The sequence below is a fragment of the Mycobacterium tuberculosis complex sp. N0072 genome (genome assembly GCF_030323725.1).
GTDB lineage: Bacteria > Actinomycetota > Actinomycetes > Mycobacteriales > Mycobacteriaceae > Mycobacterium > Mycobacterium tuberculosis.
Genome location: NZ_CP040689.1, coordinates 513,920 through 538,695 on the forward strand (window position 1 = coordinate 513,920; position 24,776 = coordinate 538,695).

A 24,776-nucleotide genomic window follows, 5' to 3' on the forward strand; every position below is an offset into this window, starting at 1 on the left:
CGAGTTCCTCGAGGACCCGGTTGTGGTGGTTATTTGCCAAGATATGTCCGGTGGCGATAACCAGGGCGACCGGCCAGTCGATGAGTTCGAGGGCAGCGAGTGCCGCCAGACCTCCGTAGTAGGCCAGGTGCTCTGGCCGCGGAATCTTCACTTGGCCGCAGATCGGGAGGTTCATCACAATAGTCTCCGCTTCGCGGATCTTAGCCACGGCCTCACGCTGAGATGTCGCTCGACGCGTATTCTTTTCGGCCATCATTTGCCTTTCAGTAACGAAGGGTTTGCCGTTGTGCAGGGTGGTGCGGTCACCGTCGGGGGTATGTCGACGAGGACCGATGCGCTGGCGGACCCTTTGGCTTCGTCGTTTGCCTTGTTGCTGACGGTGCCTTTACTGGAGCTTTACGCCGTGCTGTGGCGCGTCGGCGTCGTCGAGGTCCGGGGGGCGCACCGGGGGACGCGTCGCGGGAAAGCGCATCGGTCTCGGGTGGTTGCGGGTTCGGCTGGCCCGATTTGTCCCGACCCGTCAGCACACGGTTCAGCACGGCGACGGCGACGGTCGCAGCAGTCGCGGCTGCTGTCGCCTGCGCCCAGCCGAGTGGGTCGAGGGGGGTGCAGCCGAGCAACTGGCTGACGACGGGGATGCTGATCAAGGTTGCCAGCGCGGCCAGTGAGCCCAGTGCGGTGAGCACAACCAGCCAGGCATGCGAGTCCACCAAGGTTTGACCCAACTGAGCGGCCACCAGCGCCACCAGCGCCACCGTGGATGCGCGGCGCGGCAAGCCGGTGAACCCCGCCATCACCCAGGCCACGGTGGCCGCGGCCGCCGTGGTCGCCCCGCGGATACCGACGGCACGCCATAGCTCGCGTTGATCGGGACCGCGGGTTGCCGGCGTTACCGGGTCGCTTGGCTTGCTGACCGCGAGCGCCGCCGCGGGCAGTGCGTCGGTCAGCATGTTCACCAGCAGCAGCTGACGGGTGTTCAACGGCGAGGTCCCGGTGATAGCGCTGCCGATGATGGCAAAGGCCACCTCGCCCGCGTTGCCGCCGAGCAGCACAGACACTGCCGCTTGCACCCGCTGCCAAAGCTGGCGTCCTTCCAGGATTGCGGGCAGCAATGACTCGATCCGGCCGTCGACCAACACCAGGTCGGCGGCGACTCGGGCCGGGTCGCTGCCGTGGGCGACGACACCGATGCCGACGGTGGCGGCGCGGATCGCGGCCGCGTCATTGGAGCCGTCGCCGACCATTGCGCACACCCGGCCGCTGTGTTCCAGCGTCTGCACGATCTGTACCTTGTTCTCCGGTGTCATCCGGGCGAAGATCACCCGCTCGGCTACCGCTCGCTCCTGGTCCTTGCGTGACAGGGCATCCCACTCGGCACCGCTAATGACCTGCTCAGGGCTCACTTGCATGCCGAGCTCCTCGGCGATGGCGGCGGCGGTAATCGGGTGATCACCGGTGATCAGCCGGATATCCAGATCGTGCTCGTGCAGGTCCGCAAGTAGGGCCGCCGCCTGGGCGCGGGGGGTGTCGGACAACCCAAGAAACCCCACCAGACTCAACTCGTCGCGGCACAATCTCGCGATCTCGTCGGGGTCGTCCACGACCGACTGTGCCTGTTGCGCGGTCAGCTGGCGGTGGGCCACCGCGATCACCCGCAATCCGTTGGCGGCCAGTTCAGCGACCGCGTCGTCCATGCTCGAGCCGATGCCTTCGCACGCCGCCAGCACCACTTCGGGCGCACCTTTGACGGTCAGCTCGGTGCCGGACACCGAGGCGGAAAACGACCTACCGGAGCGAAATGGCAGGTGGGCGGCGGGTTCTGCGGCGCCGGGTTCGGCACCGTCGGTGCCACTGGCGGCAGCCGCTGCCGCAGCTTGCACGATCGCGACGTCGGTGGCGTGCACCTGCGGGCCGTTCGACGCCGGCGCAGCGTGCGCCGCGCAGCGCAGCACTTCCTCGCGCGAGTGCCCCGCCACCGGCCGCACCTGCGCCACCCGCAAACGGTTCTCGCTGAGCGTTCCGGTCTTGTCGAAGCAGACCATGTCGACACGGCCGAGCGCCTCCACCGAGCGCGGGATGCGGACCAGCGCACCGAAGTGACTTAGCCGTCGCGCGGATGCCTGCTGGGCCAGTGTGGCCACCAGCGGCATCCCTTCCGGCACTGCGGCCACTGTGACTGCGATACCGCTGGCCACCGCTTGGCGTAGGCCCCGCCGGCGCAACAGCCCAAGCCCGGTGACCAGTGCGCCGCCGGTCATGCTGACCGGCCAGGCCTGGTTGGTGAGCCGACTCAGCTGATGCTGCAGGCCGACGCTGGACAGATCACCGGACACGAGCTCGGCCGCGCGGCGCTCCTGAGTGTCAGGACCCACCGCGGTCACCACCGCGACCGCGGTGCCGGACACGACGGTCGTCCCGGCATAGAGCATGCAGCGACGTTCGATCAGGTCGACACCCGGCGTGGGTTCGACTTGTTTGGTCACCGACAGCGACTCACCGGTGAGCGCGGACTCGTCGACCTCCACGTCGACCTCCTCAATCACCCGGGCGTCGGCGGGAACCACCTCGTGGGTCCGCACCTCGATGATGTCGCCGGGACGCAGCTCCTCGGCGCGGACTTCGATGTACCTCGGCTGGTCGTCCGCGCCGGCCAGCACCTTCCTGGCGGGTGGAATCTGCTGAGCCAACAAGCGATTCAGCCGACTTTCGGCACGCAGCCGCTGGCTGGCCGCGAGAATAGAGTTTCCGGTGAGCACCGAACCGACCATCACCGCGTCCACCGGCGAACCCAACACCGCACTGGCCATTGCACCAAGCGCCAGCATAGGCGTCAACGGGTCCGACAACTCCGCGCGCACGGCCTTGGTCAACTGCCAAAGCGCGTTCAAGGGTGCCTGGGTTATTTGTGCGCCGCGCTTCGCCGTGTGCAGGCCACCGGCCAGCGCACGGGCCGGATACGGCGAAGGCGGTGCCTTCGCCGGTGCCTGCTCGTCCGGCGACGGCAAAGCTTTGCGGACTTGCTCGACCGACATTGCGTGCCATTCATGAGCGGGTGCCGGTCGCGGTGCTTGCGCGTCGACGACCTTGCGTGCCAGCAGGTATCCCGAGAGCAGTCCGGCCGCCGCGCCGGTGGTCACCGGGCCGGGCCCCAGTCCGCGGACCCCTGGCAGCATCAACAGGGCTCCCAAAGCCGATGCACCACCGGAAATTTCGTTACCTCGCTGGCGTGCGGCCCTGGCCGCCGGAATCGCGTGCAGCACCCTCCAGGCGGCTCCAAGATCGGGCAGCAGGACATCTGCGTACCAGGGCGGTGCACCGGCTCCAGGTGGTGGCAGCACACCAAGCGCCACATCGGCAGCCGAAAGCGCTTGCTTACCAACCGATGACAACACCGCGACGGTGCGGCCCGCCTGGCGCAGCTCGGCCACCGCACGGGCTAGGGCTTCGTCGAGGGACCCGCTGGCACCGTCGTCGAGGGGCCGGATGTCGTCGAACACCGGTCGCAACTCGCCCAGGGCGTCGACATCGACCGAAACCAGGTCCGCCCCGGTGCGATGTGCCTCGGCAACCACCGCGGAGGCCAGCCGGTCGTGCATGGGGCGGAAAAGTGCCTCGACTGCCGAATCCGAACCGCTGGCCGAGACACCGGGTACTCGGTGCCAGCCTGGGCGCAGGCCACTCTCCGTCAAAACGAGTTGCGCCCGATTCCACGCTGTGGACAGCTCGTCTGCGCCGCAACCGCGGATGCGCGCCACGCGCAGGTCATCGGTGCACAGCACGCGGGGGTCGATGACGATCGCATCGACCCGATCCAATCGGCGCAAACTCTCCGGCCGTAACGGCAACACCGCGTGCTGATCAGCCAAACCTTGGCCGAGCGCCGCGGCGAACGCCTCCGGCGTGGTCCGGCTGGCTTTGGGGGTGGCCACCAGCGTCGCGGTCGCGGCCATGTCCGCGTCGCGGGTCCCGGCGCCCACGAGCACCGCGCTCAGCGCTTGGATCAGCGCGAAACGCGCGACGCTGCGTTGGACAGGTTGCGTCGACCGTGCGGGACGCGGCCAAAGGGATTGGGGTTGGTCGGCCGGTTCGTCGGCGTGCAGCGCGAGCTGTGGTTCATGCCGGCGCCAGGCTCTGGCTCCGGCACGGCATTCCGCGGCTTTCAGCGCCTGGATCGTCAGATCCACCGACAACGCCGCCGGCGACAGCGTGACCGTGTGTGCGGCGGCCATGGCCAGCTCAAGGACGGTGGCGGTCGCCGCCGTGCCTATTCGATCCTCGAGTAGGCGGCGCAGCAACGGCTGGTGGTCCACGGCCGCCACCGCTGCCTCGATGACGAGCGGAAATCGGGGCCAGCGCAGCGCCCGGCCGCCGAGCGCTAAGCCCAGCCCGGCCGCGGTGGCGGCTACCGTTACAGCTCTGACCGCCAGCAGCACGCCGTCGCCCGGCAGGCTCCCCGGTGATTGCGCCAGCTGATCGGCGGCTTGATCTGGGTGGCGGTGTCTTTCGGCTTTTTCGGCGTCATCGACAATGCGGCAAAGTTCGCGCAGTGATGTGTCGGGATCGTCGATAGCGACGACGACACGGGACAACGGGTAGTTCAGGCTGGCCGACCCGACCCCGGGGTGGGCTTGGATTGCGTTGAGCACGACGCGCCCAAGTTCGTCGTCGCCTCCGCTGCGCAAGCCGCGCACTTCGATCCAGGCGCGACGCTCGCCACGCCAACAGTTCCGGCCGAGTGTCTCGCGGGACAGCTCGCCGGAAAGTGCCTTGGCTCCTGCGCGCAGCGGGATGATGGCGACCTTCATACCGGTTCCGACCCCGGTCTTGGCCAGGGTTGCCGAGACCGCTGTCGCGGCAGTGATCGATGCGCCGGTAAGGGTGGCGGTCGCCCGGAAGCCCGTGGCGACAGCACGCACCGGCATAGCCCGTGCGATGGATGCAGCAATGCTCAAGAGTTGCTCAACGCCGCCAGACTAGTTGGTGCTGCGCAGCTCAGCGGTGCCCGCTCGGCGACCGCTCGTCTTCCTGGCTGTTGTCTTGCTCGCTTTGGCTGGCGCTTCCTTTGCGGCAGCCGGCTTGTCGGGCACCGGCGCAAGTTTCGCCTTCACCGGCGGTGCGGCCACCTCGGGGGTGCGGTTGAGCTTCCGCAATAGCAACGCTCCGCCGCCCACGGCCAACAGGATCGGCCAATCGACGAGTCCAGCGACACCGATCGCACCGATGGCCAACGCGGCTGCCGCGGTCGACTTGCTGCCGCTGCTAAGCCCCTTCTGAATGCCTTTGGCGGCTCCGGTCACACCGCCGACGATGCCGCTCACGGCGGCGCCACCCACCGCACCCGCGGCCGCTGTGGTCGCCGTTGCTGCACCACTCACCGTTCGCCCCACGGTTCGAACTGTCCCGCCGACCACACTCATGATGACTCCCTGGCCCAAACTGCATTCGTTTACAAATGGTTTAGCTACAGTTCTACACTCGTTAACCCGCACCCTGCATTCGCACCGCTGACGAGATTTCTGTTCAGCGCTCTCGAAATGCAAGCCTGCCACGCCGCCCTGACTGAGACAACGCGCAACTGCCGCGTGCGGCGCGACTGCCGACTACCGCCGTACGCCGCCTACCCGGCGTGCAGGTCGACGAGCACCGGAGCGTGGTCGCTGGGCGCTTTGCCTTTACGCTCCTCGCGTACGATCTGGGCGTCCATCACCCGGGCGGCCAACGCCGGCGAGCCGAGGATGAAGTCGATGCGCATGCCCTGTTTCTTCGGGAACCGCAGCTGCGTGTAATCCCAGTAGGTGTAAACCCCGGGTCCCGGGGTGAAAGGCCGTACTACATCGGTGAATTGCGCGTCGACAATGGCGTTGAACGCCTTGCGCTCGGGTTCGGAAACGTGCGTGCAGCCGGCGAAGAATTCGGTGCTCCAGACATCATCATCGGTCGGAGCGATGTTCCAGTCGCCCATCAGTGCGATTGGTGCGGCGGGATCGTCACGTAGCCAGCCTTCGGCCGTATCACGCAGCGCGGCAAGCCAATCCAACTTGTAGGTGTAGTGCGGATCGTCCAGGGCGCGCCCGTTGGGCACGTAGAGGCTCCACACCCGGATGCCGCCGCAGGTGGCGCCCAGGGCACGGGCCTCCGTCGTGGCGGCCACTTCCGGCTTGCCGCTCCAGCTGGGCTGGCCGTCGAACCCAACCCGCACGTCGTCGAGGCCGACGCGGGATGCGATCGCCACGCCGTTCCACTGATCGAAGCCGACGTGTGCGACGTCATAGCCGAGTTCGAACAGCGGCAAGGCCGGGAATTGGCCGTCCGGGCACTTGGTCTCCTGCATGGCCAACACGTCGACATCGGCGCGCCCAAGCCAATCGAGGACACGATCCAACCGGGTGCGAATCGAATTCACATTCCAGGTGGCCAGCCGCAGCAGCGGCGATCGCAAGCGCGGCGAAGCCGGGCGTTGGGGGTGGCCGCCGTCAATTGTGCCGTCGGGCATGGCTAGAAGGTATCCCAGCCGACCGACTGGGCAGGAAGATAGCGGCAGTGATGGTGCAGCCGGAAGCCCAGGGACTCGGCGAGGACGGATGTCGCGGTGTCGTGCACGCGCACGTAGCCGCGGGTCGCGCCGCGGCCCGCTCCCCAGCCCAACAGCGCTTCCCACAATTGGCGGCCAGCGGAGCCGGTCGCGGATTGCTCGTCGGCGGCACGCATTGCCGACAGACCCACCCACCGGGTGCCGTCGGGTGCGTCGGTTACCGCTGCACGTGCGACCGCCACACCCAGGTAGCTGCCGAATGCCAACTCGCCGTCGATGACGGGGGTCGCCATGTCGAGGGGTAGGCGTTGGTGGTAGAGCCGCAGCCAGGTGTCGTCGGGGTGGTCCAGCAACGTGACCGACCGGTCGGGTTCACCGGTGGACACGTCACGCACCAACACTTGCTCTCGGCGCTCACCTGCCAGGCCGGCCGGTAGTGGCAGCAAGCGGTCCGGGACGGCCAGCCATGGCTGCAGATCGCGGCTCGCATACCATGCGCTGATTTCTGTGATGGTGTTCGTGTGTGCCGAGATATCCAGCGGTACTGCTGAATTAGCGGCCAGTACGGCCCCGTGTCCGGCTCGCAGGAGCCAGCCGTCCAGCCAGGTTCGTTCAACGCCGGGCCAGGCCGCCGCGGCGGCGTGTTCAAGTGCGCGGATCGCGGCGGTGCGCACCGGCGCATCGGTCAGGACCCGCAGGGCCACCACATCGACGGGCGAGAACTCGACGATGGTCCCGGTCTTGGTCTGCACTCGCACCGTCGGATCGACGGCTAGCAGCCGACCCACCGCATCGGTCAGCGGTGGCATCGATCCGGCGGGCCGGCGGTAGCGCACCGTTACCCGTGTCCCAAGCCCCGGCCACGAGACCATTAGTGACCGAACGGGTCGGGGTCCTCGCCGGGCAGCCACGACAGTCCGGGAACGCCCCAGCCATGTGACTTGACGGCCCGTTTGGCGTTGCGGGCGTACCGGCCGATGAGGCGGTCCAGGTACAGGAATCCATCAAGGTGCCCGGTTTCGTGCTGCAGCATCCGCGCGAACAGGCCGGTGCCCTCGATACTGACCGGACTGCCATCGGCGTCGAGTCCGGTGACTCGTGCCCACTTCGCGCGTCCGGTAGGAAATGACTCGCCGGGAACCGACAGACAGCCTTCGTCGTCGGTGTCCGGGTCGGGCATGGTCTCAGGTATTTCGGAGGTCTCAAGCACCGGATTGATGACCACACCGCGTCGGCGGGCGGTCATTGCGCGGTCCGCGGCGCAATCGTAGACGAAGAGCCGCAGGCTGCAGCCGATCTGGTTGGCAGCCAGGCCGACTCCGTTGGCGGCGTCCATGGTGTCGTACATGGTGGCGATCAACTGGGCGAGATCCGCCGGGAGTGAACCGTCGGCGGCGACCGTCACCGGTGTGGTCGCAGTGTGTAAGACGGGATCGCCCACGATGCGGATGGGTACGACTGCCATGGTGGGCTAGCTTAAGCGCGCCGACGATACGCGCCGCGAGGCGGCGGGCTGAGGAGGCGGGCAATCGGCTTAGGCGCGCCGCGGGGCGGCGGGCATCATCGCCGGGTGTGAACCACACGACGGCTGGCCGGCATGTCGCGTCGCAGGATTCACACTCGGAGCATGAGCCGGCGCGCCGCGATCGGCAGTCGGGTGCAAGCAAGTCGGCCGACTCGCGGGCAGGATTACCGCCCGACGGTTCCTGGCGTGGTTCAATATTCGCCGAAGAAGCGCCTACGTAGGCCAAGTCATTCGTACACATTGAGAATTCGCCGGAAGGGCCCAGGGGAAAGCGATATGGACAGCGCCATGGCGCGGGCAATTCGATCGGGGGACGACGCCGAGGTCGCCGATGGGCTGACCCGGCGCGAGCACGACATCCTGGCGTTCGAACGTCAGTGGTGGAAGTTTGCCGGTGTCAAGGAAGAAGCCATCAAAGAGTTGTTCTCCATGTCGGCGACGCGCTACTACCAAGTGCTCAATGCGCTGGTGGATCGGCCCGAGGCGCTGGCCGCCGACCCGATGCTGGTAAAGCGGTTGCGGCGGCTGCGCGCCAGTCGGCAGAAGGCGCGGGCCGCGCGACGCCTTGGCTTCGAGGTGACCTGACACTCTCCCCGCTTTTGCCGGTTGTGTCCCGGTGCTGGTTACAGTGGGCTCGATGAATGAGCGTGTACCCGACTCTTCCGGGCTTCCCCTGCGGGCCATGGTGATGGTGCTGTTGTTTCTCGGCGTCGTCTTCCTGCTGCTCGGCTGGCAGGCACTGGGTTCGTCTCCGAACTCCGAGGACGACTCGTCAGCGATTTCCACCATGACCACCACCACTGCGGCGCCGACGTCGACCAGCGTTAAGCCCGCGGCGCCCCGGGCCGAGGTGCGCGTCTACAACATCTCAGGCACAGAAGGCGCCGCCGCGCGGACGGCCGATCGGCTCAAGGCGGCCGGTTTCACGGTCACCGACGTTGGGAATCTATCGTTACCCGACGTCGCGGCGACCACGGTGTACTACACCGAAGTCGAAGGCGAACGGGCCACCGCCGACGCGGTAGGCCGGACGCTAGGAGCAGCGGTGGAGCTGCGACTGCCAGAGCTGTCCGACCAGCCGCCCGGGGTCATCGTCGTGGTGACCGGCTGACGCTGATTCGAACGCCAGGTTAGGCTCTCGCTATGCCAAAGCCCGCCGATCACCGCAATCACGCAGCTGTCAGCACGTCGGTCCTGTCCGCGTTGTTTCTGGGCGCCGGTGCCGCGCTGCTGAGCGCATGCTCGTCGCCGCAGCACGCGTCTACAGTTCCGGGTACCACGCCGTCGATTTGGACCGGATCGCCCGCGCCGTCGGGACTTTCGGGTCACGACGAGGAGTCGCCCGGTGCGCAGAGCCTGACCAGTACCCTGACGGCGCCCGACGGCACGAAGGTAGCGACCGCGAAGTTCGAGTTCGCCAACGGCTATGCCACCGTCACGATCGCGACGACCGGCGTCGGTAAGCTCACGCCCGGCTTCCACGGCCTACACATCCACCAGGTGGGTAAGTGTGAGCCCAACTCGGTTGCCCCCACCGGCGGTGCGCCCGGCAACTTTCTGTCCGCCGGCGGCCACTACCACGTGCCAGGGCATACCGGCACCCCCGCCAGCGGCGACCTGGCCTCGCTGCAGGTACGCGGTGACGGTTCGGCGATGCTGGTGACCACCACCGACGCCTTCACCATGGACGACCTGCTGAGCGGCGCGAAAACCGCGATCATCATTCACGCCGGCGCCGACAACTTTGCCAACATTCCGCCAGAACGCTACGTCCAGGTCAATGGGACTCCGGGTCCCGACGAGACGACGTTGACCACCGGCGACGCCGGCAAGCGGGTGGCGTGCGGTGTCATTGGTTCCGGCTAGCTTGCCTGCCCGCAGGTCGGCCGCCCGAATTGATTTCGCAGGCTCACCGCGGCCCACCCTCGGTGTGGAGTGGGAGTTCGCGCTCGTTGACTCGCAGACCCGCGATCTGAGCAATGAAGCCACCGCGGTTATCGCCGAAATCGGCGAAAACCCGCGGGTCCACAAGGAATTGCTGCGCAACACCGTAGAGATTGTCAGCGGTATCTGCGAATGTACCGCCGAGGCAATGCAGGATCTGCGCGATACCCTGGGCCCCGCCCGTCAGATCGTGCGCGACCGCGGGATGGAGCTGTTCTGCGCGGGTACCCACCCCTTCGCGCGGTGGTCGGCCCAGAAGCTCACCGACGCGCCGCGGTACGCGGAGCTGATCAAACGCACCCAGTGGTGGGGCCGGCAGATGCTGATCTGGGGTGTACACGTGCATGTCGGGATTCGCTCGGCGCACAAAGTGATGCCGATCATGACGTCGCTGCTCAACTACTACCCGCATCTGTTGGCGCTCTCGGCCTCATCACCCTGGTGGGGTGGCGAAGACACCGGGTATGCCAGCAACCGGGCGATGATGTTCCAGCAGTTGCCCACCGCCGGGCTGCCGTTTCACTTTCAGAGGTGGGCGGAGTTCGAAGGTTTCGTGTACGACCAGAAGAAGACCGGCATCATCGACCATATGGACGAAATCCGTTGGGATATAAGACCCTCACCCCATCTGGGCACCCTGGAGGTGCGGATCTGCGATGGCGTGTCCAACCTACGAGAGCTCGGCGCGCTGGTCGCGCTGACGCATTGCCTGATCGTCGATCTGGACCGCCGCTTGGACGCCGGCGAAACGCTACCGACCATGCCTCCCTGGCACGTCCAGGAGAACAAGTGGCGTGCCGCCCGCTACGGCCTGGACGCGGTGATCATCTTGGACGCCGACAGCAACGAACGGCTGGTTACCGATGACCTCGCGGATGTGCTGACCCGGCTGGAGCCGGTCGCCAAGTCGCTGAACTGTGCCGACGAGCTTGCCGCGGTCTCCGATATCTACCGCGATGGCGCCTCCTACCAGCGGCAGCTGCGAGTGGCGCAGCAGCATGACGGCGATTTGCGCGCGGTAGTTGACGCGCTGGTTGCCGAGCTGGTGATTTAGCCGATGCGGGCTGGCTGAGTGTGACGTCCGCCAGCCGCGAGGAGATTGAGGTTTAGGTGATGGCCGATTTCGCGCCGGTTGAGTTGGCGATGTTCCCGCTCGAGTCGGCGCCGCTGCCCGACGAAGATCTGCCGTTGCACATCTTTGAGCCCCGCTACGCGGCGCTGGTCCGTGACTGCATGGACACCGCGGATCCTCGCTTCGGTGTTGTACTGATCTCGCGTGGCCGCGAGGTCGGCGGCGGCGATACGCGATGTGATGTCGGGACGCTGGCCAGGATCACCGAATGCGCGGACGCGGGTTCGGGTCGCTATATGCTGCGCTGCCGGGTGGGCGAACGGATCCGGGTGTGCGACTGGCTGCCCGACGATCCGTACCCGCGTGCGAAGGTACGGTTCTGGCCCGACCAGCCGGGGCACCCAGTGACGGCTGCCCAGCTGCTGGAAGTCGAAGACCGGGTTGTGGCGCTATTCGAGCGGATCGCTGCCGCCCGGGGAGTTCGGCTGCCGGCCCGTGAGGTGGTATTGGGCTACCCGGTGGTTGACCCAGCCGATACCGGGCAGCGTCTGTACGCGCTGGCATGTCGAGTGCCGATGGGCCCGGCCGATCGGTACGCCGTGCTGGCGGCGCCGTCGGCGGCCGATCGATTGGTCCGCTTGGGTGACGCGCTGGACTCGGTGGCCGCGATGGTGGAGTTCGAGTTGTCGACGTAACTGCCCTACGCGGTGCGTCTGACCCACTGGGCCTGAACCACATTCACTGCGCCGAGCACCATATACGGACCCGTCACCGCCGGCAAGCGCATCCGGGTGCGGAACCGGCTCGACAATGGTCAACGCCTTCGCACCATTGCCGACCAGTACCCGCAATTGCTCGACTTCATCAGTGGTCGCTAGGACCGAAGGTCACCCTTGGTGCCGAACTTACGCAGCGACGCCACCTGCAGCGGATCCAGCGACGCGCGCACGGTTTCTCGCGCGGTCGCCAGGTCGGCGGCGGTGACGTTGGCGGCATCGATGGAACGCCGCATCGCGGTAAGCGCGGCTTCGCGCAGCAGCGCCACACAGTCGGCGGCACTATAACCGTCGAGTCCGGCTGCCACCTCGTCCAGGTCGACGTCGGAGCTCAGCGGGATCGACTTGCCAGCGGTGCGCAGGATTTCGCGGCGAGCGGCAGCGTCGGGCGGTTCAACGAACACCAGCCGTTCTAGCCGCCCCGGGCGCAGCAGCGCCGGGTCTATCAGATCGGGCCGGTTGGTCGCGCCTAGCATGACGACATCCCGCAGCGGGTCAATACCGTCGAGCTCAGTCAGCAGCGCGGCCACCACCCGGTCGGAGACGCCCGAGTCGAAGCTCTGACCGCGCCGTGGCGCCAGAGCGTCCAGCTCGTCGAGGAACACCAGTGACGGCGCGGAGTCGCGGGCCCGCCGGAATAGCTCGCGGACTGCCTTCTCCGAGGAGCCCACCCACTTGTCCATCAGCTCCGACCCTTTGACGGCATGCACGCTCAACTGTCCGGTGCTGGCCAGGGCACGAACCACAAAGGTCTTGCCGCAGCCGGGCGGGCCGTACAGCAACACCCCGCGCGGCGGTTCGACACCTAGCCGAGCGAAGGTGTCGGGGTGCTGCAGCGGCCACAGCACCGCCTCGGTCAGTGCTTGTTTGGCCGCGGCCATGTCACCGACATCGTCGAGCGTCACGTCACCCACGGTGACTTCGTCGCTGGCCGAGCGGGACAGCGGCCGGATGACGGTCAACGCACCGAGGAGGTCGTCTTGGTGCAGCATCGGTGGTCGGCCGTCGGCACTGGCTCGAGACGCTGCCCGCAGCGCCGCCTCGCGAACCAGCGCAGCCAGGTCGGCCACGACGAAACCCGGTGTGCGGGAGGCGATTTCGTCGAGGTTGAGGTCTCCGGTAGGAACCGGATTCAGCAGCGCCTCCAGCAGCGATTTGCGGGTGGCCGCGTCGGGCAGCGGCAGGCCAAGCTCCCGGTCGCACAACTCGGGGGAACGCAGCCGGGCATCGAGTTGATCGGGCCGTGCTGAGGTGGCGATCAATACCACACCGGCGGTGGCCACCGCGGTACGCAGCTCGGACAGGATCAGCGAGGCTACCGGCTCGGCGGCGGCTGGCAGCAGGGCGTCGGCATCGGTGATCAGCAACACACCGCCCTCATGGCGAACCGCCTGCACTGCCGAGGCCACGGCTTTGACCCGGTCTCCGGCGGCCAGAGCTCCAATCTCCGGACCATCCAGTGTCACCAACCTTCGGCCGTCGCACACCGCGCGCACCAGCGTCGCCTTGCCCACCCCGGCCGGACCCGACACCAGCACACCCAAATTGGTGCCGGCGCCCAAGGTCTGTAGTAGGTGCGGCTCATCGAGGGCAAGCTTGAGCCATTCGGTGAGCTTGGCAGCCTGCGGCTGGGCGCCCTTGAGCTCTTCGATCTGGATCTCCGGACTCGAGATGCTCACTTGCCCGGCCGTGGACGTACCCATTGCGGCCGGGACCCCAGCGCCCCAGGTGACCAGCGAGTTGGGCTGCACGCTGACCGGCCCGTCGGGGTCGACGCCGGTAACGGTCAGCAGCTCCGAGGTCCAACTGATCCCGACCGCAGCTGCCAATGCGCGGCTGGCAGCCGACGTGGATGTGCCGGGGCCTAGATCGCGGGGCAGCAGCGAGACCGCGTCACCGACGGTCATCACCTTGCCGAGTAGGGCCTGCCGCAGCGTGACCGGCGGCACCGACTGGGTGGCCAGCGTTGAACCGCTCAGCGTCACCGATCGCGCTCCGTAGACGGTGACCGGGCTGACGATCACCTCGGTGCCTTCGCGAAGGCCCGCATTGGACAGTGTGACGTCATCGAGCAGCACCGTCCCGACCGCGGTGTCTGCCGCGGCCAGGCCGGCGACCGCGGCGGTTGTCCGAGAGCCGGTCAGCGACACCGCGTCCCACTCGCGGATGCCAAGGGCAGCAATGGCATTGGGGTGCAACCGAACGACGCCGCGGCGTGAGTCGACGGCCGAGGTGTTCAGCCGGGCGGTAAGGGTGAGTTGGCGGGCCGGGTCCGGGTGGGTCACAGCCGTCGACCCGGCTTGCGCAGGCCCAGCCGCGCCATCGACGGCCGGTAGGGATGCGCCCGGCGGCTCGCGCGCCGCACCGCGCGCCGTTGCTTGGGCTTGTCGTCCCACACCTCAGGGTGTTGGGCAAGCCAGCGCTGGCTGCGCACCGCGAAAGGAATATGGCACATGTAGGCGATGATGATCACCCAGATCAACAAGTAGGGGGCCAGGACTGCGGCCGCCGCGCAGATAGCCAGCACCGCCAGCAGGGCGGCCGCGTAGTTGGGTGGTACCGACACGGCGTGCATCTTTTTCATCGGGATCCCGCTGACCAAGAGTATCGACGTTCCCGTCACCCAAAAGCTGAGGAACCAGACCGAGGTCCACCATCCTTCGCCGAACTGCATTTTGAGGGCTAGCAGGCCGATCATGGAAACCGCGCCCGCCGGCGCGGGCATTCCGACGAAGAATTCATGCGCGTAGGCGGGCTGGGTTCCGTCGTCCTGCAGTGCGTTGTACCGCGCCAGCCGTAATACCACGCACACCGCGTAGAGCAGCACGACCACCCAACCGACCGGCCACTTCGACAACATCGACACGTAAAGCACCAGCGCGGGTGTCACTCCGAAGTTCACCGCGTCGGCCAGTGAGTCGATCTCTGCGCCCATCCGCGACTGGGCATCCAGGATGCGGGCCACCCGGCCGTCGAGCCCGTCGAGGATGGCCGCTGCGGCGATCAGTGCCATCGCGGCCTTCGGCTGGTGCTCGAGCGCAAACTTGATTGCGGTCAGTCCCGCGCAAATGGACAGCACCGTCATCGCGCTGGGCAGTATCTGCAGGTTTACCCCTCGCCTGCCGCGGGGCTTTCCGATCATCGACATTCGGCCAGCACGGTCTCGCCGGCGACCGCGCGCTGGCCGACGTTGACGATCGGCTCTGCGCCCGCTGGCAGGTAGGTATCCAGCCGGGAGCCGAACCGGATCAGGCCGTAGGTGTCACCGATGGCCAGCTTGTCTCCGACGTGTGCGTCGCACACAATGCGGCGCGCCACCAGCCCGGCGATCTGCACCGCGACCACCTCGGCGCCGTTGGGCATGCGGATCCGCACACTGGTGCGCTCGTTGTCGTCGCTCGCCTCCGGTAGGTCGGCCGACCCGAACCGGCCCGGCCGGTGTTGCACGGCGATCACTTCCCCGCTCACCGGGGCACGTTGCACGTGGGCGTCCAATATCGACAGGAAGATGCTGACTCGCGGTAACGGCGTGTCACCCATGCTGAGTTCGGCCGGTGGGGCCGCTGAGTCGATCGCGCAGATCACGCCGTCGGCGGGCGCGACAATGGCAGCCGGCCTGGTGGGCGGTACCCGCTGCGGGTGCCGGAAGAAGCCCGCGCAGGCAGCGGCCGCCAGCAGACCCGTGCCGCGCAACCACCGGTAGCGGTGTCCGACGGCCGCAATCGCAAGGCCGGCGGCAATGAACGGCCGCCCGGCCGGATGAACCGGTGGAACGGCGGACCGCACCAGGGCGAGCAGATGTTGCGGGCCGTCGGGGCGGGGGCGTCTGGCCACGGGGTCATCTTACGGAGCTTCGTGCCGCAGGTTGGGTGCACGGCACTAGGATCGGTCCGGTTAGGTCAAGTCCCAGACTTGCAGCTGCGTTCCGGCAGCCACCTCCACGACGTCCTCCGGGATGTCCAGAAGTCCGTTGGCCGATGCCAACCAACGCAAATGGTGCGACGCCGGTGGGCCGTAGCTGATGACCGTGCCTGCCTGGTGATCGAGTATTGCGCGTCGGAACTGACGTTTGCCGCGCGGCGATGTCAGGCTCGCGGTGAGTACCGCGCTTCGGTGCGGCCGGTACGGATCCGGCAGGCCCATGGCCATGCGCAGCGGGGGACGGATGAACACCTCGAAGGACACCAGCGCGCTGACCGGGTTGCCGGGAAGGGTGACGATCGGCGTACCTGCCACCCGCCCGACGCCCTGGGGCATTCCGGGTTGCATCGCCACCTTGACGAATTCGACACCGTGGTCGCCTCCCCGGTAGTCAGCGCTGCCGAACGCGTCTTTGACCACCTCGTAGGCTCCGGCACTGACACCGCCGCTGGTGATGATCAGGTCGGCGTCCACCGCGTACCGGTCAAGGATCGCGCCGAACTGCGCGACGTCGTCGCCGGCGGTTGCGGTGGCGACCACAGCGGCGCCCGCATCGCGGACGGCAGCGGCCAGCATGATCGAGTTGGACTCGTAGATCTGACCCGGTTGTAGGGGCGTGCCTGGCGACGCCAGCTCCGACCCTGTGGAGATCACCAGCACCCGCTGACGGGGGAGCACCGGCAGCTCGGCCAAACCCAGCGCGGCGGCCAGGCCGAGCACCGCCGGGGTCACGATCTGGCCGTTGTGCAGCACCGTGGTACCGGCGGCGACGTCTTCGCCCGACCGTCGGATGTGCTTGCCTGGGGTGGCCTGTTGGCGGATCGCCACCGAATCGACGCCGCCGTCGGTGGCTTCGACCGGCACGATCGCCGTCGCACCGGTGGGCACTGGCGCACCGGTCATGATCCGGTGCGCAGTCACAGGCTGCAGCGTCAGCATGTCGGCGCGCCCGGCGGGAATGTCCTCGGCGACCGGCAACATCACCGGATTTTGCGGTGTGGCACCTGAGGTGTCTTCGGCGCGCACCGCATAGCCATCCATTGCGGAGTTGTCGAAAACCGGCAGCGACAGCGGTGCGACCACGTCGCCGCCCAGGACCAGACCTTGAGCCTGGGTCAGCGGAACCGTAATCGGGCGACAGGCGCGGATCATCTCCGCTACGACACGTTGATGCTCCTGGACTGACCGCACCCGGCCATTATCGGTCGTTCAGACTCCGAAGCTGACGCCGGTGAGTTCTTCGGAGACGGTCCAGAGGCGGCGCTGCAGATCTTTGTCGTGGGACTGCGCGCTGGATTGGACCACCTTCGGGTGACCGCGCTGCTCGCCGAACCCGTCCGGGCCGTAGTATTGCCCGCCCTGCGTGGTCGGATCGGTGGCGGCACGCAGTGTTGGCAGGGCGCCCATCTCTGGGCTTTGGAAAAGCAACGGCCCGAGCACGGTAGCGACGGGCCGGATAAGTCGCGGCAGGTTGCGAGTCAGCTCGGTGTTGGAGCCGCCAGGGTGAGCGGCGACGGCGATGGTGGATTTGCCCGCTTCGCCCAGCCGGCGTTGCAGCTCGTAGGTGAACAGCAGATTAGCCAGTTTGGCTTGTCCGTAGGCGGCGACGCGGTTGTAACGGCGTTCCCACTGCAAGTCGTCGAAGTGGATGGCAGCGTGAATCCGGTGGCCCTGGCTGCTGACGGTCACCACCCGCGAACCGGGTACCGGCAGCATGTGGTCGAGTACCAGTCCGGTTAGTGCGAAATGACCGAGATGGTTGGTACCGAACTGCAGCTCGAAACCGTCCTTGGTGACCTGCTTCGGCGTCCACATCACGCCGGCGTTATTGATTAGCACGTCGATGCGCGGATAGGCCGTGCGTAACGCGTCGGCGGCTGCGCGCACCGAGTCCAGCGAGCACAGATCGAGTTGCTGCAGCGTGACGTGGGCGCCTGGGCGGGCGGCCATGATGCGGGCCCGGGCGGCGTTGCCCTTCTCGAGATTGCGGACGGCCAACACTACGTGTGCACCGCGGTCGGCAAACACGGCGGCGGTGTGGTAGCCGATGCCGGTGTTGGCGCCGGTGACCACAACGACGCGCCCGCTTTGATCGGGGACGTCTGCGGCCGACCATTTACGGGTCTTGTTGTCGTTGGCGGTCATGGGCCGAACATACTCACCCGGATCGGAGGGCCGAGGACAAGGTCGAACGAGGGGCATGACCCGGTGCGGGGCTTCTTGCACTCGGCATAGGCGAGTGCTAAGAATAACGTTGGCACTCGCGACCGGTGAGTGCTAGGTCGGGACGGTGAGGCCAGGCCCGTCGTCGCAGCGAGTGGCAGCGAGGACAACTTGAGCCGTCCGTCGCGGGCACTGCGCCCGGCCAGCGTAAGTAGCGGGGTTGCCGTCACCCGGTGACCCCCGTTTCATCCCCGATCCGGAGGAATCACTTCGCAATGGCCAAGACAATTGCGTACGACGAAGAGGCCCGTCGCGGCCTCGAGCGGGGCTTGAACGCCCTCGCCGATGCGGTAAAGGTGACATTGGGCCCCAAGGGCCGCAACGTCGTCCTGGAAAAGAAGTGGGGTGCCCCCACGATCACCAACGATGGTGTGTCCATCGCCAAGGAGATCGAGCTGGAGGATCCGTACGAGAAGATCGGCGCCGAGCTGGTCAAAGAGGTAGCCAAGAAGACCGATGACGTCGCCGGTGACGGCACCACGACGGCCACCGTGCTGGCCCAGGCGTTGGTTCGCGAGGGCCTGCGCAACGTCGCGGCCGGCGCCAACCCGCTCGGTCTCAAACGCGGCATCGAAAAGGCCGTGGAGAAGGTCACCGAGACCCTGCTCAAGGGCGCCAAGGAGGTCGAGACCAAGGAGCAGATTGCGGCCACCGCAGCGATTTCGGCGGGTGACCAGTCCATCGGTGACCTGATCGCCGAGGCGATGGACAAGGTGGGCAACGAGGGCGTCATCACCGTCGAGGAGTCCAACACCTTTGGGCTGCAGCTCGAGCTCACCGAGGGTATGCGGTTCGACAAGGGCTACATCTCGGGGTACTTCGTGACCGACCCGGAGCGTCAGGAGGCGGTCCTGGAGGACCCCTACATCCTGCTGGTCAGCTCCAAGGTGTCCACTGTCAAGGATCTGCTGCCGCTGCTCGAGAAGGTCATCGGAGCCGGTAAGCCGCTGCTGATCATCGCCGAGGACGTCGAGGGCGAGGCGCTGTCCACCCTGGTCGTCAACAAGATCCGCGGCACCTTCAAGTCGGTGGCGGTCAAGGCTCCCGGCTTCGGCGACCGCCGCAAGGCGATGCTGCAGGATATGGCCATTCTCACCGGTGGTCAGGTGATCAGCGAAGAGGTCGGCCTGACGCTGGAGAACGCCGACCTGTCGCTGCTAGGCAAGGCCCGCAAGGTCGTGGTCACCAAGGACGAGACCACCATCGTCGAGGGCGCCGGTGACACCGACGCCATCGCCGGACGAGTGGCCCAGATCCGCCAGGAGATCGAGAACAGCGACTCCGACTACGACCGTGAGAAGCTGCAGGAGCGGCTGGCCAAGCTGGCCGGTGGTGTCGCGGTGATCAAGGCCGGTGCCGCCACCGAGGTCGAACTCAAGGAGCGCAAGCACCGCATCGAGGATGCGGTTCGCAATGCCAAGGCCGCCGTCGAGGAGGGCATCGTCGCCGGTGGGGGTGTGACGCTGTTGCAAGCGGCCCCGACCCTGGACGAGCTGAAGCTCGAAGGCGACGAGGCGACCGGCGCCAACATCGTGAAGGTGGCGCTGGAGGCCCCGCTGAAGCAGATCGCCTTCAACTCCGGGCTGGAGCCGGGCGTGGTGGCCGAGAAGGTGCGCAACCTGCCGGCTGGCCACGGACTGAACGCTCAGACCGGTGTCTACGAGGATCTGCTCGCTGCCGGCGTTGCTGACCCGGTCAAGGTGACCCGTTCGGCGCTGCAGAATGCGGCGTCCATCGCGGGGCTGTTCCTGACCACCGAGGCCGTCGTTGCCGACAAGCCGGAAAAGGAGAAGGCTTCCGTTCCCGGTGGCGGCGACATGGGTGGCATGGATTTCTGACCCCGGCGAGAAGTCGCAGCGAGGAGCCCGGTCCCTTTGTGGGGCCGGGCTCCTCTGGTTGGGAGCTACGGTACCGAGAACACCACGCAGTCGTGTAGGCAACCTTTGGCCGCTGTGGGCGAGTCGGGGGCCGCGTCTCGGTGCAGCAGCGCGCGGATGGGTACGACACCGCAGCGGGCGGTGTCGTCATCGGGGCCTGCGTCCGACGCCTGGGCACGGCCGTCGACGATCAGCGAGTAGCCGCTAGGATCGGATGGCGGCCACAACAGGGTGACTTCGCTGCGGTGGGCCAGGTTTTGCCGCGTACGACCCCCGATCAGGCCGACGTCGACCACTGCCCGGGGTCCATCGGGGCCGTCGGGGAGTTCGCGCAGCACCGGCTCGACTGCCACCGTGTGCACGCGATGGCCATCATCGACGGTGATCAGGTAAGCGAACGGGTAGTCGGGCAAGGCGGCGGCCAGCCGTTTGAGGTCTACCTTTTTGGCACCCACGGATTCGAGGATAGGCGCCCGATGTGTTACTCCGAACCGACCGGCTGCCCGATCCGCGGGCTGGCGTAGGCGGATTCGCGGTCGGGGCTCGGGTAGAAGTTCGACTTGGGGATGCCGGAGCCGGGGGTACTCGGCTCACGCACGGCGGTATTCCGCAAGCCCGAGTCGTTGCTGCCCGAGTTGACGAAGCTCGGGTAGCTGGTGCCAGGGCTTCTAAGGCCCGGGTTTGCGCCCGAGCCAGCCGCGGCACTGCCGCTACCGGGGTTCGGGTTGCCTGAGTCCAGGCCGCCAACAGGAGCACTGGCCGGGGCGGCGACGGGCGTGTTGGTCAGGCCCGAGTTGAGGACGTTCGCCAGGCCGTGTTGGAGACCGCCCGTTGATCCGAGGGCGGAGGCGAGGATGCCCGAACTCAAAGCCGCCGTGCTCATGCCGCCGGTGGCGTAGCCGGCGGAGCTGACCAAGGCCGCCTCCGAGCCAGCCGCGCTTCCTAAGGCGGCGTTTTGCATCCCCGCGTTCCAGAAGCTGGTGTTGAGGCTGCCTGCGCTGCCGAGGCCCGCGTTGATTGTCCCCGAGGTCCCGATGCCGCTGTTCAGGGAGCCCGAATTCCCGATGCCGATGTTTCCGCTGCCGGAGTTGAATAAGCCGACGTTGCCGGTGCCCGAGTTCCCGAAGCCGATGTTGCCGCTACCCGAGTTGAAGCCGCCGAAACCCATCTGGTGATCACCGGTGATCCCGAACCCGATATTCCCGCTACCGGTGTTGCCGAAGCCGATATTCCCGTCGCCGAGGTTGCCGAGGCCCAGGTTGCCGCTGCCGGTGTTGCCGCTGCCGATGTTGCCGGTGCCGGTGTTGCCGCTGCCGATGTTGTTGTTGCCGATGTTGTTGTTGCCGATGTTGCCGCTGCCGGTGTTGCCGAAGCCCAGATTGATCTGGCCGTTCTTGCCGATGTCGATGCCGAGGTTCCGCAAGACCTGCTGCCAGGGCGCCAGTTGTGCGACGGCCGCAGACGCATCGAAGTGGTAACCAGCCATCGCCGCCACGTCCAATGCCCACATTTGCTCGTATGCCGCCTCGACGTCCATGAGCGCCGGAGCATTCTGCCCAAACCAGTTCGTAGCTGCCAGCAGCTGCATCAGGCCACGATTGGCCGCTACCACTGCCGGCTGCACGGTGGCCGCCAGCGCCGCCTCGAACGCGGTCGCTATTGCCATGGCCTGTGCGGCCGCTTGTTCCGCCTGCGCTGCCGCCGTGCTGAGCCAGGCTAGGTACTGGGTTGCGACGGCCATCATCGCCGCCGCGGACGGACCCAGCCAGGCGCCACTAGTCAGTTCGGATGTGACGGAGCCAAGCGACGCTATTGACGCGAGCAATTCTTCGGCCAGCTCGCCCCAGGCGGTGGCCGCAGCAATTAGCGGTCCCGACCCGGGACCGGCAAACATCAGTGCCGAATTGATCTCTGGCGGCAACCACGCAAAATGCGGGCTTGTCACTGATCCAACTTAACTGTCAGCGACCGTTGCCGTGGCGGTATCGGCACTTCAATACCACTCATCTTTGGGGTCATCTTTGGAGCGCCCCTAGGAACCGCCAGCTTACCTAGTCCCGGGTAGGGGCCGACTGGCGGCCGGGATGCAGCTGAGGGTCTGCCACCTGCCCCGTAATGTCGCTGGTATGGCAAGCACCGACGCCGCGGCCCAAGAGTTGCTCCGCGACGCGTTCACCCGGTTGATCGAACATGTCGACGAACTCACCGACGGCCTCACCGACCAACTCGCCTGGGCACAGCGCCCGGGTGCAGGATATACAGGTCGCCCATGTGGCCGGCGTGGAAGAGGTGTGGACCCGCGACGGTTGGGTGGACCGCTTTGGGTTAGATCTGCCGCGGCACGACACCGGATATGGACACCGTCCCGAGGATGTGGCGAAGGTACGGGCACCCGCCGACCTGCTGTCGGGGTACTACCACGCGGTGCATAAACTGACCCTGGAATACATCGCTGGCATGACCGCAGATGAGTTGTCCCGTGTGGTGGATACCAGTTGGAATCCGCCGGTTACCGTCAGCGCACGGTTGGTGAGCATCGTCGACGACTGCGCTCAGCACCTCGGGCAGGCCGCCTACCTGCGGGGGATAGCCCGATAACGGCGACATCCGCCGGATCGCTGAGGCGATGGTCAGCTACGCCGAAGATCGCCTGCACCGATGGTTACCTGACGCTAGCCGGCAGCGCCGCCCTAGTGGTACCCGGCGTGTTCGTCGCGATGCTGGGCACCATTGTCGCGCCGAGACTGCGGTGAGGGGCCGGGGTGTGCGTCCTCGGCTCACCCGAGCGGCAGCTCGGCCAAGATGGTACCGGTGGGCTGTGGTGATCCGGTGCCGGGTTCGACGGTGAATGCCAGTGCGGTCGAGGCTCCGAGATCGGTCAGCGTCGCCGTCGTCGAGGGCGTCACCGCCGCGGTGCCCATCGTCCCCGCCGACCTCGGCCCTTTGGCCCCTCCCAGCAGCCACATCTGATACACGGTTCCCCGGGATGGTGGCGCCACATTGTTCATCACCAGCAGACCTGTGTTGCGGTCGCGGGAGAACACCACCGTGGCCGTCCCGGCGCCCAGTGGGCGAGAGACCGTCCGTACGTCCGGCGCCGTCAGAACTTGCTCGGCCACGGTGGGGGGTGGCGATGGCCGGGTCAGCACCCCCAGGCCGAACGCCCCCAGCCCCACAGCGATCGCCGCTGCGGACGCAAAGGCTGCCGTACGCCAGCGTGATTGGCGCCTAACCTCGGGCTTGGTCGCATCCAGGATGGCCGTCCGCAGATGTGCTGGCGGCTCGGCGGTGGTGGCCGCCGAGACGACGGCCATCGTCTCGCGGACGGCTCGAACTTCGTCGTTGAAAGCCGCGGCTACCGGCGAGGGCGCGGCGGCCACCCGTCGGTCGATGTCGGCTCGTTCATCGTCGGACACAGCGTTCAGGGCATACGGGGTAGCCAGCTCGAGCAGCTCAAAATCGGTATGTTCAGTCATGAGCGCCGCTCTCCCAACGCATCGCTTCGCTCGGCCGGCGCAGTCATGACACGTCCAGGCAGTTGCGCAGGCTGCGCAGGGCGTCGCGCATGCGGGATTTGATGGTCGACAGATTGGCCGCTAACCGCCGCGAAACTTCGACATACGTCAGCCCGCCGTAGTAGGCCAGTTCGATGCACTGCCGCTGCGTGTCGGTCAACGCCTTGAGGCACTCGGTCACCCGGCGCCGCTCATCACCGGCGATCGCCAGGTCGGCGACGACGTCACTCGCGGGATCGACGTTGGCCGCACCATAGCGCACTTCCCGCTGGTTGCCGGCTTGCTCGCAACGGACTCGGTCGACAGCGCGCCGGTGGGCCATGGTCAAAAGCCAGGCCAACGCGGAACCTTTGGCGGAGTCAAACTCCGACGCGTTCCGCCACACCTCAAGATAGATCTCCTGGGTGGTTTCTTCGCTGTAGCCGGTATCACGCAGCACCCGCATCACCAGTCCATACACCCGCGACTTGGTGTGGTCGTAGAATTCGGCGAATGCGGCCTGGTCGTGACCAGCGACCCGGCGCAACAGGGCGTCCAGGTCGCTGCTCAGCCGTGGCGGTCCGGTCATCGATGGGTAGCCTATCGCCAGCCGGCGCCGAGATGGTCAAGCCGGTCATCACCGACGCGCCGATCGCGGTGGCCGGGGCACGAAATAGGCTGTTCGCCTTTGATATTCGGCGAAACCGGGGCGACCCTTCAGGTATCTCTCAGTCAGCCGGGCTCCGCTGACGTCCACCAGCAGGTAGGTCATCAGCAGCGGCGAACCCACCGTGGCCAGCGGCGCCCAGTCGTTGATCGTGATCAACCACAACCCCCACCAGACACAGGCATCGCCGAAGTAGTTGGGGTGACGCGTCCAGGCCCACAGGCCGCGGTCCATGATGACCCCGCGATTGGCCGGGTCGGATTTGAATACCCACAGTTGCCAATCTCCCACCGCTTCGAAGGTGATACCGACCAGCCACACGGCTAAGCCCACGCCCCCAACAGCCAGTAACGGCTTCGGCGTCGGCCCGGTGACTGCGGAAAGCTGCAGCGGGAATGAGACGAACAACGTCAGGAGGCCCTGTAATCCGAAGACCTTGCGCAATGCCTGCACAGGCGTGGCACCGCGCAGCAGGTCGGCGTAGCGGGGATCCTCCCCCTGACCGGCTGTCTTGCGGTACATGTGCCAGCTCAGCCGCAGACCCCAGGTCGACACCAACGCTAGTAGCAGCCATCGGCGAACCGGGTCGCCGTGGCCGAGCGTCGCGGCGGCGACGGCGACGGCGACGAAACCCAAGCCCCATACCACGTCGACGACGTTGTACCGGCCGATGCGGCGGCCGATCGCAAACGCCACCGAATGCACCACGGCCACAGCCAAAGCCGACACGCTGGTTACCACGACG

General features: G+C 67.0%; 21 protein-coding genes and 2 pseudogenes. 8 read left to right on the forward strand and 15 right to left on the reverse strand.

What is annotated here, in order from left to right; translation table 11 throughout:
* Positions 1–43: 43 nt before the first annotated feature.
* Positions 44–394, forward strand: a pseudogene (locus tag FF952_RS20660) (hypothetical protein); the annotation flags it as partial.
* On the opposite strand, the gene FF952_RS20665 reads toward FF952_RS20660, so the two are convergent.
* From FF952_RS20665 to FF952_RS02260, 5 genes are all read right to left on the reverse strand, one after another.
* Entirely contained in the window at positions 303–4,922 is a 4,620-nt protein-coding gene (locus FF952_RS20665) for a cation-translocating P-type ATPase (RefSeq protein ID WP_003904400.1), read from the reverse strand. The pseudogene FF952_RS20660 and the gene FF952_RS20665 overlap by 92 nt on opposite strands.
* Positions 4,923–4,973: 51 nt before the next feature.
* Complete coding sequence (locus FF952_RS02245; protein ID WP_003402171.1) at positions 4,974–5,417, reverse strand: hypothetical protein; 444 nt, start codon at positions 5,415–5,417, stop codon at positions 4,974–4,976.
* A gap of 200 nt (positions 5,418–5,617) precedes the next feature.
* Entirely contained in the window at positions 5,618–6,424 is an 807-nt protein-coding gene (locus FF952_RS02250; RefSeq protein WP_031351974.1) for an exodeoxyribonuclease III, read from the reverse strand.
* Between the two features lie 71 nt (positions 6,425–6,495).
* Positions 6,496–7,404 carry an N-acetylglutamate synthase, CG3035 family gene (locus tag FF952_RS02255; RefSeq protein WP_003402179.1) on the reverse strand — a complete coding sequence of 303 codons (909 nt, stop codon included), beginning with the start codon at positions 7,402–7,404 and terminating at the stop codon, positions 6,496–6,498.
* Positions 7,404–7,997, reverse strand: a complete 594-nt coding sequence (locus FF952_RS02260; RefSeq protein ID WP_003402185.1) for a peptide deformylase — start codon at positions 7,995–7,997, stop codon at positions 7,404–7,406. Before FF952_RS02260 ends, FF952_RS02255 begins: the two co-directional genes overlap by 1 nt.
* A 336-nt stretch (positions 7,998–8,333) precedes the next feature.
* On the opposite strand from FF952_RS02260, the gene napA reads away from it, so the two are divergent.
* The 5 genes from napA to FF952_RS02285 are packed head-to-tail and all read left to right on the forward strand — an operon-like array spanning position 8,334 to position 11,768.
* Positions 8,334–8,642: a nucleoid-associated protein NapA gene (gene napA / locus FF952_RS02265; protein WP_003402188.1), complete on the forward strand. Its 309-nt coding sequence runs from the start codon at positions 8,334–8,336 to the stop codon at positions 8,640–8,642.
* A 31-nt stretch (positions 8,643–8,673) separates the two neighbouring features.
* The gene (gene virR, locus FF952_RS02270; RefSeq protein ID WP_003903003.1) at positions 8,674–9,168 is read left to right on the forward strand and encodes a vesiculogenesis/immune response regulator VirR; all 495 of its coding nucleotides are present in this window, start codon (positions 8,674–8,676) and stop codon (positions 9,166–9,168) included.
* A gap of 32 nt (positions 9,169–9,200) precedes the next feature.
* Positions 9,201–9,923 carry a superoxide dismutase[Cu-Zn] gene (gene sodC, locus FF952_RS02275; RefSeq protein WP_003402198.1) on the forward strand — a complete coding sequence of 241 codons (723 nt, stop codon included), beginning with the start codon at positions 9,201–9,203 and terminating at the stop codon, positions 9,921–9,923.
* Between the two features lies 1 nt (position 9,924).
* Entirely contained in the window at positions 9,925–11,055 is a 1,131-nt protein-coding gene (locus FF952_RS02280) for a glutamate--cysteine ligase (protein ID WP_003900145.1), read from the forward strand.
* A 59-nt stretch (positions 11,056–11,114) separates the two neighbouring features.
* Positions 11,115–11,768, forward strand: coding sequence for an LON peptidase substrate-binding domain-containing protein (locus FF952_RS02285; protein WP_003402203.1), 654 nt, complete (start codon positions 11,115–11,117; stop codon positions 11,766–11,768).
* Between the two features lie 179 nt (positions 11,769–11,947).
* Here FF952_RS02285 and FF952_RS02290 read toward each other — a convergent pair whose 3' ends face one another.
* Genes FF952_RS02290 through FF952_RS02310 form a run of 5 tightly spaced genes read right to left on the reverse strand, consistent with a single transcriptional unit; the run spans position 11,948 to position 17,915 of the window.
* Positions 11,948–14,134, reverse strand: coding sequence for an AAA family ATPase (locus FF952_RS02290; RefSeq protein ID WP_003402206.1), 2,187 nt, complete (start codon positions 14,132–14,134; stop codon positions 11,948–11,950).
* Complete coding sequence (pssA, locus tag FF952_RS02295; RefSeq protein ID WP_003402213.1) at positions 14,131–14,991, reverse strand: CDP-diacylglycerol--serine O-phosphatidyltransferase; 861 nt, start codon at positions 14,989–14,991, stop codon at positions 14,131–14,133. Before pssA ends, FF952_RS02290 begins: the two co-directional genes overlap by 4 nt.
* Positions 14,988–15,683, reverse strand: coding sequence for a phosphatidylserine decarboxylase (locus tag FF952_RS02300; protein ID WP_003402216.1), 696 nt, complete (start codon positions 15,681–15,683; stop codon positions 14,988–14,990). Before FF952_RS02300 ends, pssA begins: the two co-directional genes overlap by 4 nt.
* A 60-nt stretch (positions 15,684–15,743) precedes the next feature.
* A complete protein-coding gene (gene moeA, locus FF952_RS02305; protein ID WP_003402217.1) occupies positions 15,744–16,961 on the reverse strand; it encodes a molybdopterin molybdotransferase MoeA in 1,218 nt (405 codons plus the stop codon).
* Positions 16,962–16,979: 18 nt separating this feature from the next.
* Positions 16,980–17,915 carry an SDR family NAD(P)-dependent oxidoreductase gene (locus tag FF952_RS02310; RefSeq protein WP_003402219.1) on the reverse strand — a complete coding sequence of 312 codons (936 nt, stop codon included), beginning with the start codon at positions 17,913–17,915 and terminating at the stop codon, positions 16,980–16,982.
* Between the two features lie 293 nt (positions 17,916–18,208).
* Here FF952_RS02310 and groL point away from each other — a divergent pair, with 293 nt between their 5' ends.
* Entirely contained in the window at positions 18,209–19,831 is a 1,623-nt protein-coding gene (gene groL, locus FF952_RS02315; RefSeq protein ID WP_003402236.1) for a chaperonin GroEL, read from the forward strand.
* Between the two features lie 65 nt (positions 19,832–19,896).
* On the opposite strand, the gene FF952_RS02320 is transcribed toward groL, so the two are convergent.
* Positions 19,897–20,325 carry a hypothetical protein gene (locus FF952_RS02320; protein ID WP_003402238.1) on the reverse strand — a complete coding sequence of 143 codons (429 nt, stop codon included), beginning with the start codon at positions 20,323–20,325 and terminating at the stop codon, positions 19,897–19,899.
* A gap of 26 nt (positions 20,326–20,351) precedes the next feature.
* Positions 20,352–21,815: a PPE family protein gene (locus tag FF952_RS02325; protein WP_003402239.1), complete on the reverse strand. Its 1,464-nt coding sequence runs from the start codon at positions 21,813–21,815 to the stop codon at positions 20,352–20,354.
* A 181-nt stretch (positions 21,816–21,996) separates the two neighbouring features.
* Here FF952_RS02325 and FF952_RS02330 point away from each other — a divergent pair.
* A pseudogene (locus FF952_RS02330) lies at positions 21,997–22,468 on the forward strand (mycothiol transferase).
* A gap of 179 nt (positions 22,469–22,647) precedes the next feature.
* On the opposite strand, the gene rskA reads toward FF952_RS02330, so the two are convergent.
* From rskA to FF952_RS02345, 3 genes are read right to left on the reverse strand one after another with little or no spacing between them, the layout of a single operon-like run.
* Positions 22,648–23,346 (reverse strand): anti-sigma-K factor RskA, encoded by a 699-nt coding sequence (gene rskA, locus FF952_RS02335; RefSeq protein ID WP_003898455.1) that lies wholly within the window; start codon positions 23,344–23,346, stop codon positions 22,648–22,650.
* A 43-nt stretch (positions 23,347–23,389) separates the two neighbouring features.
* Positions 23,390–23,953, reverse strand: coding sequence for a sigma-70 family RNA polymerase sigma factor SigK (sigK, locus tag FF952_RS02340; RefSeq protein ID WP_003402246.1), 564 nt, complete (start codon positions 23,951–23,953; stop codon positions 23,390–23,392).
* 48 nt (positions 23,954–24,001) lie between these two features.
* Positions 24,002–24,772, reverse strand: coding sequence for a DUF1295 domain-containing protein (locus FF952_RS02345; RefSeq protein WP_003402248.1), 771 nt, complete (start codon positions 24,770–24,772; stop codon positions 24,002–24,004).
* Between the last annotated feature and the right edge of the window lie 4 nt (positions 24,773–24,776).

Coding starts and splice junctions, on each gene's coding strand:
- FF952_RS20665 (WP_003904400.1), bottom strand. CDS start 4,922: ATGCCGGTGCGTGCTGTCGCCACGGGCTTCCGGGCGACCGCCACCCTT.
- FF952_RS02245 (WP_003402171.1), bottom strand. CDS start 5,417: ATGAGTGTGGTCGGCGGGACAGTTCGAACCGTGGGGCGAACGGTGAGT.
- FF952_RS02255 (WP_003402179.1), bottom strand. CDS start 7,404: ATGGTCTCGTGGCCGGGGCTTGGGACACGGGTAACGGTGCGCTACCGC.
- FF952_RS02260 (WP_003402185.1), bottom strand. CDS start 7,997: ATGGCAGTCGTACCCATCCGCATCGTGGGCGATCCCGTCTTACACACT.
- napA (WP_003402188.1), top strand. CDS start 8,334: ATGGACAGCGCCATGGCGCGGGCAATTCGATCGGGGGACGACGCCGAG.
- sodC (WP_003402198.1), top strand. CDS start 9,201: ATGCCAAAGCCCGCCGATCACCGCAATCACGCAGCTGTCAGCACGTCG.
- FF952_RS02285 (WP_003402203.1), top strand. CDS start 11,115: ATGGCCGATTTCGCGCCGGTTGAGTTGGCGATGTTCCCGCTCGAGTCG.
- pssA (WP_003402213.1), bottom strand. CDS start 14,991: ATGATCGGAAAGCCCCGCGGCAGGCGAGGGGTAAACCTGCAGATACTG.
- FF952_RS02310 (WP_003402219.1), bottom strand. CDS start 17,915: ATGACCGCCAACGACAACAAGACCCGTAAATGGTCGGCCGCAGACGTC.
- groL (WP_003402236.1), top strand. CDS start 18,209: ATGGCCAAGACAATTGCGTACGACGAAGAGGCCCGTCGCGGCCTCGAG.
- rskA (WP_003898455.1), bottom strand. CDS start 23,346: ATGACTGAACATACCGATTTTGAGCTGCTCGAGCTGGCTACCCCGTAT.
- sigK (WP_003402246.1), bottom strand. CDS start 23,953: ATGACCGGACCGCCACGGCTGAGCAGCGACCTGGACGCCCTGTTGCGC.